Origin of the sequence: Pseudomonas sp. COW5, from assembly GCF_026240005.1 — a bacterium.
Taxonomy (GTDB): domain Bacteria; phylum Pseudomonadota; class Gammaproteobacteria; order Pseudomonadales; family Pseudomonadaceae; genus Aquipseudomonas; species Aquipseudomonas kribbensis.
The window spans coordinates 4,854,197-4,868,675 of the sequence record NZ_JAPHVP010000001.1 but is presented as its reverse complement, the minus strand read 5'-3'; the positions used below and the strand labels follow the sequence as shown (position 1 = coordinate 4,868,675).

General features: G+C 59.1%; 15 protein-coding genes and 2 pseudogenes. 8 read left to right on the top strand and 9 right to left on the bottom strand.

Annotated elements, in window-relative coordinates; all coding sequences use genetic code 11:
* Positions 1–3 precede the first annotated feature (3 nt).
* Positions 4–1,377, top strand: a complete 1,374-nt coding sequence (gene lpdA / locus OQ248_RS22310) for a dihydrolipoyl dehydrogenase (RefSeq protein WP_265814031.1) — start codon at positions 4–6, stop codon at positions 1,375–1,377.
* Between the two features lie 251 nt (positions 1,378–1,628).
* Positions 1,629–2,648 carry a branched-chain amino acid aminotransferase gene (locus OQ248_RS22305; RefSeq protein ID WP_085711531.1) on the top strand — a complete coding sequence of 340 codons (1,020 nt, stop codon included), beginning with the start codon at positions 1,629–1,631 and terminating at the stop codon, positions 2,646–2,648.
* A 52-nt stretch (positions 2,649–2,700) separates the two neighbouring features.
* Here the strand turns inward: OQ248_RS22305 and OQ248_RS22300 are convergent, their stop codons facing one another.
* Positions 2,701–3,579 (bottom strand): LysR substrate-binding domain-containing protein, encoded by an 879-nt coding sequence (locus tag OQ248_RS22300; RefSeq protein WP_265814030.1) that lies wholly within the window; start codon positions 3,577–3,579, stop codon positions 2,701–2,703.
* 106 nt (positions 3,580–3,685) lie between these two features.
* Here OQ248_RS22300 and OQ248_RS22295 point away from each other — a divergent pair, with 106 nt between their 5' ends.
* Positions 3,686–4,294 carry a LysE family translocator gene (locus OQ248_RS22295; protein ID WP_134826289.1) on the top strand — a complete coding sequence of 203 codons (609 nt, stop codon included), beginning with the start codon at positions 3,686–3,688 and terminating at the stop codon, positions 4,292–4,294.
* A 29-nt stretch (positions 4,295–4,323) separates the two neighbouring features.
* Here the strand turns inward: OQ248_RS22295 and OQ248_RS22290 are convergent.
* From OQ248_RS22290 to OQ248_RS22280, 3 genes and pseudogenes are all read right to left on the bottom strand, one after another.
* Positions 4,324–5,136 (bottom strand): annotated as a pseudogene (locus tag OQ248_RS22290) (TIGR03915 family putative DNA repair protein); the annotation flags it as partial.
* Complete coding sequence (locus tag OQ248_RS22285; protein WP_265814029.1) at positions 5,133–6,353, bottom strand: putative DNA modification/repair radical SAM protein; 1,221 nt, start codon at positions 6,351–6,353, stop codon at positions 5,133–5,135. The pseudogene OQ248_RS22290 and the gene OQ248_RS22285, both read right to left, overlap by 4 nt.
* Before the next feature lie 88 nt (positions 6,354–6,441).
* Positions 6,442–7,197, bottom strand: coding sequence for a helix-turn-helix transcriptional regulator (locus OQ248_RS22280; protein WP_265814028.1), 756 nt, complete (start codon positions 7,195–7,197; stop codon positions 6,442–6,444).
* Between the two features lie 79 nt (positions 7,198–7,276).
* Between OQ248_RS22280 and OQ248_RS22275 the strand changes: the two genes are divergently transcribed.
* Positions 7,277–8,377: a cytochrome P450 gene (locus tag OQ248_RS22275; protein WP_265814027.1), complete on the top strand. Its 1,101-nt coding sequence runs from the start codon at positions 7,277–7,279 to the stop codon at positions 8,375–8,377.
* Here the strand turns inward: OQ248_RS22275 and dmeF are convergent.
* The 3 genes from dmeF to OQ248_RS22260 form a co-directional block, all read right to left on the bottom strand.
* Positions 8,374–9,300 carry a CDF family Co(II)/Ni(II) efflux transporter DmeF gene (dmeF, locus tag OQ248_RS22270; protein WP_265814026.1) on the bottom strand — a complete coding sequence of 309 codons (927 nt, stop codon included), beginning with the start codon at positions 9,298–9,300 and terminating at the stop codon, positions 8,374–8,376. The genes OQ248_RS22275 and dmeF overlap by 4 nt on opposite strands.
* Positions 9,301–9,311: 11 nt before the next feature.
* Positions 9,312–9,587 (bottom strand): metal/formaldehyde-sensitive transcriptional repressor, encoded by a 276-nt coding sequence (locus OQ248_RS22265; RefSeq protein ID WP_096822565.1) that lies wholly within the window; start codon positions 9,585–9,587, stop codon positions 9,312–9,314.
* 182 nt (positions 9,588–9,769) lie between these two features.
* Entirely contained in the window at positions 9,770–10,081 is a 312-nt protein-coding gene (locus tag OQ248_RS22260; protein ID WP_265814025.1) for an XRE family transcriptional regulator, read from the bottom strand.
* 524 nt (positions 10,082–10,605) lie between these two features.
* Here OQ248_RS22260 and OQ248_RS22255 point away from each other — a divergent pair.
* The 3 genes from OQ248_RS22255 to OQ248_RS22245 all read left to right on the top strand — a co-directional run bounded on the left by OQ248_RS22255 (position 10,606) and on the right by OQ248_RS22245 (position 11,745).
* The gene (locus tag OQ248_RS22255; protein WP_265814024.1) at positions 10,606–10,977 is read left to right on the top strand and encodes a DUF6124 family protein; all 372 of its coding nucleotides are present in this window, start codon (positions 10,606–10,608) and stop codon (positions 10,975–10,977) included.
* Between the two features lie 10 nt (positions 10,978–10,987).
* Entirely contained in the window at positions 10,988–11,269 is a 282-nt protein-coding gene (locus tag OQ248_RS22250) for a hypothetical protein (RefSeq protein ID WP_265814023.1), read from the top strand.
* 140 nt (positions 11,270–11,409) lie between these two features.
* The gene (locus tag OQ248_RS22245) at positions 11,410–11,745 is read left to right on the top strand and encodes a hypothetical protein (RefSeq protein WP_265814022.1); all 336 of its coding nucleotides are present in this window, start codon (positions 11,410–11,412) and stop codon (positions 11,743–11,745) included.
* 72 nt (positions 11,746–11,817) lie between these two features.
* On the opposite strand, the pseudogene OQ248_RS22240 reads toward OQ248_RS22245, so the two are convergent.
* Together OQ248_RS22240 and OQ248_RS22235 are read right to left on the bottom strand one after the other, a co-directional pair.
* A pseudogene (locus OQ248_RS22240) lies at positions 11,818–11,930 on the bottom strand (FKBP-type peptidyl-prolyl cis-trans isomerase); the annotation flags it as partial.
* Positions 11,931–11,940: 10 nt separating this feature from the next.
* Complete coding sequence (locus tag OQ248_RS22235) at positions 11,941–13,143, bottom strand: hypothetical protein (RefSeq protein WP_265814021.1); 1,203 nt, start codon at positions 13,141–13,143, stop codon at positions 11,941–11,943.
* A gap of 599 nt (positions 13,144–13,742) precedes the next feature.
* On the opposite strand from OQ248_RS22235, the gene OQ248_RS22230 reads away from it, so the two are divergent.
* The gene (locus OQ248_RS22230; protein ID WP_265814020.1) at positions 13,743–14,399 is read left to right on the top strand and encodes a hypothetical protein; all 657 of its coding nucleotides are present in this window, start codon (positions 13,743–13,745) and stop codon (positions 14,397–14,399) included.
* Positions 14,400–14,479: the final 80 nt, after the last annotated feature.

The following is a 14,479-nucleotide window of genomic DNA, read 5'->3' as shown; positions in this document are numbered from 1 at the left end:
GGCATGCAATCTCTGAACACCACGCTGCTGATCATCGGCGGCGGCCCTGGCGGTTACGTGACGGCCATTCGCGCCGGGCAACTGGGCATTTCGACCATTCTGGTCGAGGGCGAATCGCTGGGCGGCACCTGCCTGAACATCGGCTGCATTCCGTCGAAAGCGCTGATCCATGTGGCCGAGCAGTTTCACCAGACTCAGCATCACAATCAGCATTCGGCACTGGGCATCAGCGTTTCCGCGCCGACCCTCGACATCAGCAAAAGCGTCGAGTGGAAGGACGGCATCGTCGATCGCCTGACCACTGGCGTCGCCGCGCTGCTGAAGAAACACAAGGTTCAGGTCATCAACGGCTGGGCCAAGGTCATCGACGGCAAGACCGTGGAAGTCGGCGACACCCGCATCCAGTGCGAACACTTGGTGCTCGCCACCGGTTCGAAAAGCGTCAACCTGCCGATCCTGCCGATTGGCGGGCCGATCATTTCGTCCACCGAGGCGCTGGCGCCGAAGTCGGTTCCGAAGCGCCTGATCGTGGTCGGCGGTGGTTACATCGGTCTGGAGCTGGGCATTGCCTATCGCAAGCTCGGCGCCGAGGTCAGTGTGGTCGAGGCGCAGGATCGCATCCTGCCGGCCTACGACGCCGAGCTGACCCAACCGGTGCACGATGCGCTGAAGCAACTGGGCGTGAAGCTCTACCTGAAGCACAGCGTGCTGGGTTTCGACGGCACGTTGCAGGTGCGCGATCCGAACGGCGACACCCTGAACCTGGAAACCGATCAGGTGCTGGTGGCCGTCGGTCGCAAACCCAATACCCAGGGCTGGAATCTTGAAGCGCTGAACCTGGACATGAACGGCTCGGCGATCAAGATCGACAGTCGTTGCCAGACCAGCATGCGCAACGTCTACGCCATCGGCGACCTGAGCGGCGAGCCGATGCTGGCCCACCGCGCCATGGCCCAGGGCGAGATGGTTGCCGAGCTGATCAGCGGCAAGACCCGCGAGTTCAACCCGACCGCCATCGCCGCCGTGTGCTTCACCGACCCGGAACTGGTCGTTGTCGGCAAGACGCCGGATGAAGCCAAGGCGGCGGGACTGGACTGCATCGTGTCGAACTTCCCGTTCGCGGCCAATGGCCGGGCGATGACCCTGGAATCGAAAACCGGCTTCGTAAGGGTGGTCGCCCGTCGGGACAACCATGTGATTGTCGGCTGGCAGGCGGTGGGTGTCGGGGTGTCGGAGCTGTCGACCGCGTTCGCGCAAAGCCTGGAAATGGGCGCGCGACTGGAAGACATCGGCGGCACCATCCACGCGCACCCGACCCTGGGTGAAGCGGTGCAGGAAGCGGCGTTGCGTGCCCTCGGGCATGCGTTGCACCTGTAAACCCTTCAAATTGATGGTGACAGCGATGGCCTCTTCGCGAGCAAGCTCGCTCCCACATTGGATTTGTGACGTTCACATAACCTGTGGGAGCGAGCTTGCTCGCGAATTCTCGAAGCCAACGCGATTTATCTGTCTGTCATCCGATAGTCCGGGCTGCGAAACCGCTCAAGAATGAAGTATTGTTGTGCCCATCCAAAAAAACGTCAGAAGCCTTGAACCGTTTCGACGGTTGTTAAGTGATAGAGGGTGTCATGGGTAACGAAAGCATCAATTGGGACAAGCTGGGTTTTGACTACATCAAGACCGATAAACGCTATCTGTCGTACTTTCGCAACGGCGAGTGGGACAAAGGCACCCTGACCGAAGACAACGTGCTGCACATCAGCGAAGGTTCCACTGCCCTTCACTATGGCCAGCAATGCTTCGAAGGCCTGAAGGCCTATCGTTGCAAGGACGGCTCGATCAACCTGTTCCGTCCGGACCAGAACGCCGCGCGCATGCAGCGCAGCTGCGCCCGCCTGCTGATGCCGCATGTGTCCACCGAGCAATTCATCGAAGCGTGCAAAGAAGTGGTTCGCGCCAACGAGCGCTTCATCCCGCCTTACGGCACCGGCGGCGCGCTGTACCTGCGTCCGTTCGTGATCGGCGTAGGTGACAACATCGGCGTGCGTACCGCGCCGGAGTTCATCTTCTCGGTGTTCGCGATCCCGGTAGGCGCCTACTTCAAGGGCGGCCTGACCCCGCACAACTTCCAGATTTCCAGCTTCGACCGCGCCGCGCCACAAGGCACCGGTGCCGCCAAGGTCGGTGGCAACTACGCCGCCAGCCTGATGCCGGGCTCACAGGCCAAGAAAGCGCACTTCGCTGACGCCATCTACCTGGATCCGCTGACCCACAAGAAGATCGAGGAAGTCGGTTCGGCCAACTTCTTCGGGATCACCCACGACAACAAATTCGTGACCCCGAACTCGCCATCGGTACTGCCGGGCATCACCCGTCTGTCGCTGATCGAACTGGCCAAGTCCCGTCTGGGCCTGGAAGTGGTCGAAGGCGACGTGTTCATCGACAAGCTGTCGGACTTCAAGGAAGCCGGCGCCTGCGGTACCGCTGCGGTGATCACCCCGATCGGCGGCATCAGCTACAACGACCACCTGCACGTGTTCCACAGCGAAACCGAAGTCGGCCCTGTGACCCAGAAGCTCTACAAAGAGCTGACCGGCGTACAGACCGGCGACGTCGAAGCGCCAGCCGGCTGGATCGTCAAGGTTTGATCTGACGCCCAGATGCACAAAAGCCCCCATCGAGTGATCGATGGGGGCTTTTTCATGGGGTCTGTTTTTGCAGCCACGCCAGAAATACCTGAGCCGCTGCGGAGGCCTGCGGCGCCACGCCGTAGTAATAACGGGGCAGCGGCATCCGCAAGTCAGGCAACGGACAGACCAGCCGACCGCTCGACAGATGCGTGCCCAGCAACGTGGTCGGACACAGCGCGACGCCCTCACCCGCCACAGCGGCCTCCATGACTCGATGCATGTAATCGAACTGGCGAATCTCCTGGGTCGCACTCTGACTCTGGCCAAAACGCAGCGCCCAGTGGTGCCAGTCTTCGCGTCGGGCCCTGACCGTCAGCAAAGTGTGCCGGCCCAGATCGGCAAGGTTCGCCAAGGGGATTCGCTCGATCAGCTCGGGCGCCGCCACCATCAGCAACTCATCTTCAAACAGCGCGTGCGATTCGATGGTCGGTGCCCAGTCGTCGCGGCCACGGCGGATGACGATGTCGAAGCTGTCTCGCGCAGGATCCGGAGAGCGGGTCTGGGTGATCACCAGCGGTTCGATGTCCGGATGTTCCGCCGTGAAGTCATCCAGCCGGGGCGTCAGCCATAACTGGGCAAAGGACGGCCGGGTGTTGATGGTCACGATCGGCCGTGCTGCCTGCTGCCGCAACTCGGCAGCCGCGTCGGCGATCTGCGCCAGGCCGGTGCTAACCTGCTGATAAAAACGCTGGCCGGCAGGCGTCAGCAACGATTGACGGATGCGTCGTTCGAACAGCAACACACCCAGGTGTTCTTCCAGCAATTTGATGTGCCGGCTGACGGCACTGTGGCTCACGTGCAGCTCTTCAGCCGCCAGCGTGAAACTCTGATGACGGGCAGCGACCGCAAAGGCACGAACCGCATTGAGCGGCGGGAGTGATTTGTTCATGGGTCTAATTTAGTCACGTATGCGCTGCATTTAAAGCGTTTGTCACAGGTTCTTCGCCACGCCAATCTGCCCGCACGCCCAACCCCGCGCCCCGACGGAGCCAGACATGCACAGCTACGGACTCTTTGTACTCTTCGCCACCCTGACCATTTTGAGCCCCGGCCCGGGCGTCGTGCTGACCCTGTCCAACGCCGTACGCCTGGGCTGGACCGGCGCAGTGCCCGGGATTCTGGGAATTGCCTCGGGAGCCTTCGTGGTTGCCGCCGTCAGTGCAACCAGTGTCGGCCTGATCCTCAGCGCCTCGGCGACGGCCTTTACCGTGTTGAAATACGCCGGCGCCGCTTACCTGTTGTACCTGGGTTTCAAGAGCTGGCGTTCGGATCGTTTCCGTACCCTGCAAGACGTCCGCCCATCGCGCCCGAGCTACCGCTTTCTGGAGGCCGCGTCCCTGCAGTTTCTCAATCCCAAAGCCATCTTCTTCTTTCTGGCGGTGTTCCCGCAGTTCATCGACACCACACAGGCTTTCCTTCCGCAGTTCTTCAAACTGGTGGCCTCTTACGCCGTGCTGGTGATTCTGGTGCACGGCAGCTATGCGCTGCTCGCCAATGCCGCCAAAGGTTGGCTGTCGAGCCCGAAAGGGTCCTGGCTGACAGCGAAAGTCTCGGGCGTGACCTTTGCCGGTTTTGGTCTGTTGATGGCTTCGGCGACGCGCTGAACGGACGATTCACGCTTCACCTGTTTCAAGGCAATGCGCTTTCCGCCACGCCCGGCGATGCCGCCGGCCTGCCCGTTCTGCTGCTTGCCCATGCGCGCCTGGGTAATCAATCCAGGGATCAATTCGCCCTCCGGCAGGTTCTTCCAGAAACGCATGGGCAAGTGCCCTTGCATGACCTTCTCGTTCAACCGCGCCGGATTGAAGATGTGGCTGTAGTACGCCAGCCACAGCTCACCCTGTGGATCGTCAACGTTCTGCGCCAGTTGCTGCCATTCCAGCGGACACTGGCGCTGATGGATCAACTGTTCGCCATCGTAATAAACCCCGCCCCGTGGCGTGGCGATCAGCCAGCGATGTCGCCCCATACGCCCGATGAAGTGTTCGCTGGCGCTGTGCAGGATGTCGTGGGCCGGCTCGTGCCACGCGACGTACTGCGGGCCCGGCAGCTCTGGCGGGCGCTCGATGAAACGCACGAACGCATGCAGATGATGGGCCTCGCGCTGCACCTGCTTGATCCGACGCTGTAACTCGCTGCCGAGTTTGTCGCCGGCCATCATTGCCGTGCGATCGCCGTGGCTGACGCGCCAGAGCACTTCATACAAAAGGCTCCAGCGCTGATCGCCACGGTAGCGTGACGCCTGTTCCAGGGTGTCGAGCAACGCACGCGGAATACGCGCCTGAAACGGTCCCTGCCCTTCAGGCACCGACACATCACTGGCAAACAGATCACTCACCCCTTCCGACGCCCAGCTCACCAGGCTCGGATCGATTTCATGGCTGAGCAGCCAGCGTGCCTGCTGACGCCAGGTGTCGAACAGGTCGTCGCAATCAAGATTGATCATCCCCACAACCCCATCTGCTGCGGCATCGGCCGGTCGCGCAACTGCTGATAGAGCATCTGGCTGGTGACTTCTGCCTGCTGCGGGTGATAGTCGCTGGTGATGATGAACGGCTTGGCTTTGGCCAGTACGCAGCGCATGCGGGCCACATCTTCGTAGCGGATGCGCCGCTGCCGACGCAGCTCCACCAGACGCTCGGTTGTGCGAAGGCCGATACCGGGAATGCGCGAAATCAGCGCCGGCTCGGCACGATTGAGATCCAGCGGAAACACCTCGCGATTTTGCAGAGCCCAGGCCAGTTTCGGGTCGATGTCCAGCGCCAGATTGCCCGGCCCCTTGAGCAATTCACCGGCGCTGTAGCCATAGCTGCGCAGCAGAAAGTCGGCTTGATACAAACGGTGCTCACGCATCAGCGGCGGCGCGGCCAGTGGTACGCTTTTCGGGCTGTCGGGAATCGGGCTGAACGCCGAGTAATACACCCGGCGCAGGCGAAAATTGCCGTACAAGGTTTGGGCACTGTGGAGGATGGTGCTGTCGTCGGTGTCATCGGCACCGACAATCATCTGCGTGCTCTGCCCGGCCGGGGCGAACTTCGGGGCGCGGGGTTCATTGAGCACGGTCTGCACGCCGGTGTAGATGGTGTTCATCGCCTGCTTGATCGAGCCGATCTGCTTCTCTGGCGCCAGCGTTTGCAAACTGGCATCGGTGGGCAATTCGATGTTGACGCTCAAGCGGTCGGCATAACGCCCGGCCTCTTCGATCAGCGCAGGATCGGCTTCGGGGATGGTCTTGAGATGAATGTAGCCACGGAACTCATGCTCTTCGCGCAGCAACTTCGCGACGCGCACCAGTTGCTCCATGGTGTAGTCCGCCGAACGGATGATCCCCGAACTGAGGAACAACCCGCTGACGCAATTGCGCCGGTAGAAATCCAGGGTTAGCGTCACCACTTCCTCTGGCGTGAAACGCGCCCGGGGCACGTCGCTCGAACGGCGATTGACACAGTACTGGCAGTCGTAGAGACAGAAATTGGTCAGCAGAACCTTGAGCAGCGACACACAGCGCCCGTCCGGCGTGTAGCTGTGACAGATGCCCATGCCATCGGTCGAACCCAGCCCGCTCTTGCCCTCGGAGCTGCGCTTGGGCGCGCCACTGCTGGCGCAGGAGGCGTCGTACTTGGCGGCGTCGGCGAGGATGCTGAGCTTGTCGATGAGTTGCATGGCATGGACCTTATACTGTTCGCATATACAGTATAGAGTCCGCCCACGGCCGACAAGTCGTAAAACGACCCTTTGTCAGTCGGACTTATTACAGTCGGCTGTCAGCTGAGATGGTCGAGGATCTACGCACCGGGACAGGCTGCATCGCTTCGGGCCATTTCACCCCGAATCGCGCTGTCATCTCCTTGCGCCCCACCGCCGTCAACGTCAGCGCCCGACTGTCCAGATCCTGCGTCACCCACTTGCGCTTCAACGCGGTCTGCAACAGCGCCGCCCCGAGCGATCCACCCAGATGTGGCCGGCGCATGCTCCAGTCCAGACACGGGCAGGCAAAGCGTCGGCGCAAGGTCGACAGATCCCTGACCTCGACTCCCAACCCTTCGAACAGCGCCTCTCCGCTCTCGCTCAAGCGGTACGCCTGCTCATCGGACTCCACCAGCCAACCGCCCTCCAGCAACCGGTCATGCAGCAATACCGCCAGCGTCCCGGCCATGTGGTCATAGCAGGTGCGGGCAAATTGCAGGCGATCGGGCGTGTGCGGTTTGAAGGTCGGCGCGGGGTTCTGGCCGATCACCATCAGCGCTTCGAGGGCCTGAGCCACGCGTTTGTCGGCGAGGCTGTAATAACGGTGGCGGCCCTGCACGTGCAGGCGCACCAGCGCCAGGTCCTTGAGTTTGGCCAGGTGTGCACTGGCGGTGGAGGCGCTGACGTCGGCGAGGGTCGCCAGCTCCGTGGCGGTGCGGGCGTGGCCGTCCATCAGTGAACACAGCATTTTGGTTCGCGCCGGTTCCGCTATGGCGGCGGCCACTTGCGAGACGCCGATGTCTTGATGTTCTGCGTGCATATTTCGCTCCCGGACGAATCATCACCCTCAAGGACTGGAGATAGTAGCAACACTTTCCCCACCGACAAGGTTGCGATCCATGGACCCGATCATCGCTGCGACTCACGCCGATCCCTATCCCTACTACGCCGAACTGCGCGCGGCGGGCGGGCTGACCTTTCATCACGGACTGAAACTTTGGGTAGCCAGCAGTGCCCGGGCGGTTTGCGCGGTGCTGGCGAATCCGGATTGCCGGGTGCGTCCGGTGCAGGAACCGGTGCCCAAAGCCATCGCCGATGGCATGGCGGGCAAGGTGTTTGGCCAGTTGATGCGGATGAATGATGGCGAAGCTCAGCGTTGCCCGCGTTCGGCCATTGAGCCGACGCTGGGGCTGATCAATGACGAAGATGTCAGAGCGCTGGTCGCCGCACGGTTGATCACAAACGATGCCGACGGCTTATATAAGGCAATGTTTCGCGGCCCGGTGTGCGTGGTTGCGGCTTTACTCGGATTCACTCCGGCACAAGCGCGGGCGATCAGTGAGCTGACTGCGGATTTTGCAGCGTGCCTTTCACCGCTGAGCAATGACCTGCAATTGGCGGCAGCCCATCGAGCGGCTGAGCAATTGTACGGTTACTTCATTGAATTACTGGCAGAGCCAAACCCGTTTCTCGCCGACATCCAACAGCGCTTTGCAGGCGAAGAAGACGCACTGATCGCCAACCTCATCGGCCTTTGCTCGCAGACCTTTGAAGCCACCGCCGGCCTGATCGGCAACGCGCTGGTCGCGTTACAGCGTCAGCCCGAATTACGCGATGTGCCAGTGGATTCGCTGTTGGCCGAAGTCCAGCGCTTCGATCCGTCGGTGCAGAACACCCGACGATTTGTCGCGAACACCTGCGAAATCGACGGCGTGCGCTTTGAAGCAGGCGACGTGATTCTGGTGTTGCTCGCCTCGGCCAACCGCGACCCGGCCCTGAATGAAAACCCGGATCAGTTTCTGCCGGATCGCCCGAGCCGCCGCAGCTTCACGTTCGGCAGCGGTCGGCATCAATGCCCTGGGCAAAGATTGGCGCTGACCATTGCCAGCGCCACCGTCGGTGAAATCCTCGCCCATGACATCGACCTGAGCCGGCTCACCTGGCATTACCGCCCTTCCCTCAACGGGCGGATTCCAGTGTTCTGCGAGGCAATGACTTAAGCGCTGCGTAACTCGACGGTCAGGTGCGACAACTCATGCACCGGCGCCAGTCGCTCGCGAATCGCTTCGGCAGTCACACCAGCAGCCGCCACCACGCTGACAATCGCCGCCCGCGCCTGCGGGCCGACCTGCCAGACGTGCAAATCGCTGATGCGCACGTCGTCGGAGGTTTCCAGCAGTTCGCGGATCTCCTCAGCCACCGGTTCATCGGTGGTGTCGAGCAGCACGGCGGCGCTGTCGCGCATCAGGTTCCAGGCCCATTTGGCGATGACGATGGAACCGACGATGCCCATCACCGGGTCCATCCAGACCCAGCCCAGATAGCGCCCGGCCAGCAGCGCGGCAATCGCCAGCACCGATGTCAATGCATCGGCGAGTACGTGCACGTAGGCTGAACGCAGGTTGTTGTCGTGATGGTGGTGATGACCATGATCGTGACTATGGCCATGCTCATGATGTCCGTGATGGCCGGCCAGCAAAAAAGCGCTGAGCAGATTGACGCCCAGGCCGACCACGGCAATCAAGGTTGCTTCGCCGAACGCCACGCTGGTGGGCTCGAACAGACGGAAAACCGATTCCCCGGCAATGCCCAGCGACACCAACCCCAGCACCATGGCCGAGGCAAACCCCGCCAGATCGCCGACCTTGCCGGTGCCGAAACTGTAACGGCGATTGTTGGCGTTGCGCCGGGCAAAACCATAGGCCGCCGCCGCGATGCCGAGGGCGCCGGCGTGGGTCGCCATGTGGAAACCGTCAGCCAGGAGTGCCATGGACCCCGTGAGGTAACCGGCGGCAATCTCGCCGATCATCATCACGAACGTCAGCGCCACCACCCACAAGGTGCGACGGGCGTTGTCGTCGTGGGATGCGCCAAGAAACTGGTGGTCGTGGGAAAAGTCGTCAGAGCGCGTCGTCAGATTCATGGTATCGGTGCTCACTTGGAATAACGGCGGATGGCTTGCAGCAACTCTTCCACGCCCTGGGCGCGGGCTTCGTCGCTGAGGTCGGGATGGGCGACGTGCTCGCGGGCGTGGGCCTCGATGAACTGCTCCATCAAGCCATTGACCGCGCCGCGAATCGCCGCCATCAGGTGCAACGTCTTGGCACAATCGGCCTCGGATTCCAGCGACCGTTCAACTGCCTGAACCTGCCCGGCAATGCGCCGGACCCGGTTGAGCAACTCGCCTTTGTGTTCGTGCGTGTGCGACATACCTATACCCCCTACCCCTATATGGCGAGCATAGTCGCTGTTCCGACTGAAAGGGGCAAGGCCTGTTTTCGACCGTCCGTCGCGGCTTGAATTTTTGACGTGAAAGGATTGAGGCGGAGCGTCAGATGGCAACCGCCTCTGGAAGGTGTTTCAGAGGCAGGATCGTTGGGAACGCTTGCCTGTCAGGCCCATTGCAGTGGCGGGGACGACGAGAAGCAGAGGTCTACGTCCAGTTGCGCTGCGGCCGACAGATTGACCAGCGCATCCAGAGAGAACTTGTCGATTTTGCCGTTGAGTACGTCGTTGAGGCGCGGCTGGGTGATGCCAAGACGCTTGGCCGCCTCCTTTTGCGGAAGCTCCCAGGCTCGAATCGTTTCGCACAGCGTACGCATCAGCTTGGCCCGCAGGCGCATGTTGGCCGCTTCCTGCGGCGTGTCTTCCAGTGCATCCCAGACGCTTGCGAAACGCTGGGGCGGGTTTTGATGATCCTTCATGGTTTAGCCTGATTCCTTGTGCTGGATATACCATGCAGGCTATATCGAAACCGATATAAATCAAGCTTGAAGTGGCTTATTAAATATCCGGTATCACAAAGCAGAAATGCGCGAGCCGGCACACCTGACAAGCCGACACAGAACCCTGTGGGAGCGAGCCTGCTCGCGATGGCGGACTGAAAAATGACGCATCATTTTGCCCCCATCCGGGAGGCTACATTGCCTTGCGCCTTTGCCTACAACTACGCCAGAATCCGCCGGCTTGTGCGGTTTTGAGGGCGTCGGTAACTTGATTCGCGTCACTGAATGGTCAGTGAACGGGTTTAGTCGCTCGATGATTTCTCAAAACTTTACATGTGCTCCAGACAGTCAGGTGACCTTCATCTGCACTCTATGGCGGCTGTGTGCAGGGCACCCTCGGGTGCGCCGGTTTTGGGAAGTCGCCGGTCGACTAACCTGCGTACAGCTGCCACCTTTTCGTTTAGTCGCGGGGTGGTGTCGGCATCACTTTGAGGCTTTCCCGAATGTTCAAACACGTACCCGATCCACCCGAAAAAGACGCACCCAACGAGTCCGACCCGACTTCGCCCTACTCTTCCACCGACTCAAAAAAACTCCACGAAGCCGCCGAGCGCGCCCTCGACCATTACCTGAAACCCACCGCCCCGAAACAGCACTGCCCCGGCCGCATGTTCCTCATCGCCCCCCACATCGATCAACATGCCTTGCTGGCCCACGCCTGCGAATCGATGGCCTCGGCCAGCGTGATGCTCAGCGACTTCGCCGCGCTGCTGGACCCGCCCTACCGCAGCACCGTCCTGGGCATCGCCCAAGTGGTGATGTGTGGCGAACTCGCCGTGAACCGGGCGCTGGACACCCTCGATGCCACGACCTGAGGAACACACCATGGAAAGCAAATCCGATGCACACGTCGTCGCCGCCCTGATCTCCATCGGCCTCAACGAGAAAGACAGCCAATGGGCCGAAAAGGCATGCCTGCTGCTGCTCGAAAGCGAAAGAAAATCCATCGTCACCGCCGCCCTCGACGCCCTCGTCCAGCTCGCCCGCGATCACGGCAAACTGGACCGCAACCGAGTAATGCCGGTACTTAACAGCGTAAAACGCAGATTTCCGAGCCTGACCAGCACGGTTGCCGCAACGCTGGATGAGATGGCGATGGCAGCGTAACGCCTCAGGTAAAAAGGCAAGAAAAAACCCGCTGCTCCGTGATCGGAGGCAGCGGGTTCATTTTTTGCATTCACTGTGAAAAACGCGCTAATCAAAGCCAAGAAAACGGATAACAAAGGCAACATTCTGGGAGCCAAGAAGTGAGCCTGACCTATAAAGACCCGTCTATTAGCCATGATGAAGCAGTGAGACTTCTTCAAAGCCGCACAGACACAGACGTTATCCAGGCTCTGATTTCTATTGGCCTCAATGAAGAAGACAGGATTTGGGCCCAACAGACTTGCTTGAAGTATTTCGCCAGCAGTAATGAAGCCGTAGTCTCATCCGCCATTACCGCTCTCGCCCACATCGCTCGCAGGCACGGCGAGCTGGACAAAGATGCTGCCCTCTCAGCGCTGGAAGAAGTAAAGACAAGATTCCCCTCGCTGGAAGGCGTGATCGAAGACACGCTTGACGATATTGAGGCATTTACCTGACTCACCAAGCGTCGCATCCCGGACGTTGTGATGAGGGACTTCCCTCATCACAACGCCCTCGTACCGCGAGCTTCAATCCTCCCGCGTCAAAACCTCCAGCAACTCAATCTCGAACACCAGATTCGAATTCGGCGGAATCTTTCCCATCGTCCGCCGTAACCCAAATGCGCCGACACCAGTAGTTTGCAAAAGTGATCAGACCACTTGAGGTTCACCGGCCTCCAGCGCTTCAATAATCGCAGACACCGAACCCACTACTTTGGTGCCATAAATCTCGGCTAGTGGCTGCAGCACGCCGCACATGTAGCGGTCGGCTCGAAAGTACGATACGTAGGGGATATACAGGGCATGAATAAGGTCAACAAAATCACTGGCCTTTGGCTCTCGACCATTCTCCCCCAGCGACTTGTGAAGCGAAGTAAAAAAGGCGTTGATGCAGACGAAAAGACCTGGACAGTAGCGTTCAATCAGTGAAGCGTCTTCACATTTGGGTGCCTCTGGCAGCAGGCGCTCAAAAAGGCGGTTCACAATGTCGACCATTCCCTGCTTCTTCAGTTTCGTCCAGCGCTCACCTCTGATCCCTTGCATCGCCTCAGCACGTTCGGATTTCGACAGCTGAACAAGCTGATAATTAAGGTCATCAAGCGCCTGCTGACAGCTTGCGAGAAGTTGCTGCGCCGGCTTCCTGACCCACTCAATGACGGAACCCAGTTGATGGTGGTTGTAGATGAACCACTGTGACATGAAGGTAGGGTCACGTAGGCTTTCTAGAAAGGCCTGGTCGGCTTGCTCGCGCGTGGCGGTACCTAGCACATATCTCTTGAGAACTGCCGCATCGCGTTTGCGCATAGGCACCTTCGTAAGCAGCTCAGTCAAATCCAGCGTCTCGCCAGTGGTCTTCTCAAAGTTGCTGCTGAAACCGCCCTTCTTGGTCATGCTTTTCTGGAAAAACCTACGCGCCTTGCGGTTCATCTGATGCTTGTCCACTTCCTCCTGCATCATCCCGGGGATGTCCAGCTCATCCAGTGGGCTCATCAGCGACCCCATGTCCGGAAACCACGCACCGTTGCTGTCCAAGACATTTACAGAGGCCGGATCGCGCTCCACCAAACGCGTCAACTCAGCCTTCATCAGGCGATCGTAGGAAATCATCGTAGTGCGCCCACATAGCTCAACCATCAGCGCAGTGCGCGTAACACCTGCGCCGGCGTACTGCTGCTCCAAGGGCGACATTTCCGCGATGTGCGCCCCTGAATATACGAACATTACATCCTTGCGTTTCTTGAGCGCTCTCAATGCTGCCAACTGCTCACTCTGCGCGTGCTCCAGTCGAGGGCGAGTAAGAGTCGAATAATCGGAGCTATCGAGGTATATGACGGTAAGCTTGCTGACTTGCATTTCCCTGTCCTTGTCAGAGTGACACGCGGATAACCGCCGCCAAGGATCAATCTCGGCCCCGCCGATGATCCGAGAAAACCTCCCGCTCCGCCACCTTTGCGACTCGACACTTCCGCCCCTCCCGGAAACCACTACAGCTTAGGTGGACCAAGGACGCAGAAAACCGCCATGCCTTGAAAGTCAACGAGCACAATGATGAAAAAAACGGTATACGGAAACACTTTCCTCGGTGCACAACTATGAATAAGTTGATTCTGTGGCCAGACGACAGTGTTGCTAGCAGCCGTGGATCAACTCTGACAACCGGCCGGCAATACATTCGCGCGTCTATCGAGTATCAGTGCATCGACTGGCCGGCAAGATGTTCATCACGCTGTACGATCGGAAATCCATTCCCACCCATCACCAACCCAACCGGCGCCCAGATTCTGCAGCGACACAAGTGTCCCGACGGCCACGGGCCTGTCTCTTACTGCTCACCAAGATAGTTGAAAACCTTAGAGGCTCAAGCCTCCACTGTAGAAATAGCAAACTGATTGCGCTGCGACTTTACTAAAGATAGATTGATCCCAGCATCATATGGACAAGGACGAAGCACAATGGAAATTGAGCAACTAATACCGCATGACAGCTATTTCGACAACGCGAACAATCCATTGCACCTCTGCTCTGACAGACTCACATTCCGACACGGCGGAGTGAAGGTTACCTTAAACAAACTCCCCTATCTAAAATCCAACGCGACAGGAGAAATATTTTTCCCTCCGGCAGCTGTGAAAATCATACAAACTGAAATTGAACACGCTAAATCCAACAATAAAGAAAGTGCCAATATAAATTGGTTTGGTAGATTTAACCGTGGGAAGCTCCCAATCGCAGAAGGTGCACACTTCAAGTACTCGATGGTTGAGCACTTCTTCATTCCAGGGTTGGTCAGATGCATCCCTTCAGATGGATACCTAACACCGGTCTATTTCAACCAAGACGTTCTGATTAAATTTGAGCACAGCAAAAATTGTGAGCTGCATAGGTCTACCCCCAGCGCAGGATTGATAACCACCAAGCAAGGTATCGAAGTTGCGTATGGTATAAACTCGGCAGGCAGCGTCATCATGTGGCTAGGAGACATTCTACGACTGTCCGAAAATGAGCACCTCTATCTTTACTCAGAGAACATTGACCCTCAATACAACCTGCACTCGGATTTCTACCGTAACCAGATCTTAGGGGAGTGGCTTGGCCAGAATGACAGCTGACACCCTGGAGAAACTTTAGAAGTGTTTGCCCACCTTCCAAAAGCTCAAGGTGGGCGTATCTAATTCTTCGAACACTTGTA

What these genes read in the sequence shown, in the direction of transcription:
- OQ248_RS22275 (WP_265814027.1), top strand. Translation starts at nt 7,277, where the DNA reads ATGGACCCGATCATCGCTGCGACTCACGCCGATCCCTATCCCTACTAC.
- dmeF (WP_265814026.1), bottom strand. Translation starts at nt 9,300, where the DNA reads ATGAATCTGACGACGCGCTCTGACGACTTTTCCCACGACCACCAGTTT.
- OQ248_RS22235 (WP_265814021.1), bottom strand. Translation starts at nt 13,143, where the DNA reads ATGCAAGTCAGCAAGCTTACCGTCATATACCTCGATAGCTCCGATTAT.
- OQ248_RS22305 (WP_085711531.1), top strand. Translation starts at nt 1,629, where the DNA reads ATGGGTAACGAAAGCATCAATTGGGACAAGCTGGGTTTTGACTACATC.
- OQ248_RS22280 (WP_265814028.1), bottom strand. Translation starts at nt 7,197, where the DNA reads ATGCACGCAGAACATCAAGACATCGGCGTCTCGCAAGTGGCCGCCGCC.
- OQ248_RS22230 (WP_265814020.1), top strand. Translation starts at nt 13,743, where the DNA reads ATGGAAATTGAGCAACTAATACCGCATGACAGCTATTTCGACAACGCG.
- OQ248_RS22250 (WP_265814023.1), top strand. Translation starts at nt 10,988, where the DNA reads ATGGAAAGCAAATCCGATGCACACGTCGTCGCCGCCCTGATCTCCATC.
- lpdA (WP_265814031.1), top strand. Translation starts at nt 4, where the DNA reads ATGCAATCTCTGAACACCACGCTGCTGATCATCGGCGGCGGCCCTGGC.
- OQ248_RS22260 (WP_265814025.1), bottom strand. Translation starts at nt 10,081, where the DNA reads ATGAAGGATCATCAAAACCCGCCCCAGCGTTTCGCAAGCGTCTGGGAT.
- OQ248_RS22255 (WP_265814024.1), top strand. Translation starts at nt 10,606, where the DNA reads ATGTTCAAACACGTACCCGATCCACCCGAAAAAGACGCACCCAACGAG.
- OQ248_RS22285 (WP_265814029.1), bottom strand. Translation starts at nt 6,353, where the DNA reads ATGCAACTCATCGACAAGCTCAGCATCCTCGCCGACGCCGCCAAGTAC.
- OQ248_RS22300 (WP_265814030.1), bottom strand. Translation starts at nt 3,579, where the DNA reads ATGAACAAATCACTCCCGCCGCTCAATGCGGTTCGTGCCTTTGCGGTC.
- OQ248_RS22265 (WP_096822565.1), bottom strand. Translation starts at nt 9,587, where the DNA reads ATGTCGCACACGCACGAACACAAAGGCGAGTTGCTCAACCGGGTCCGG.
- OQ248_RS22295 (WP_134826289.1), top strand. Translation starts at nt 3,686, where the DNA reads ATGCACAGCTACGGACTCTTTGTACTCTTCGCCACCCTGACCATTTTG.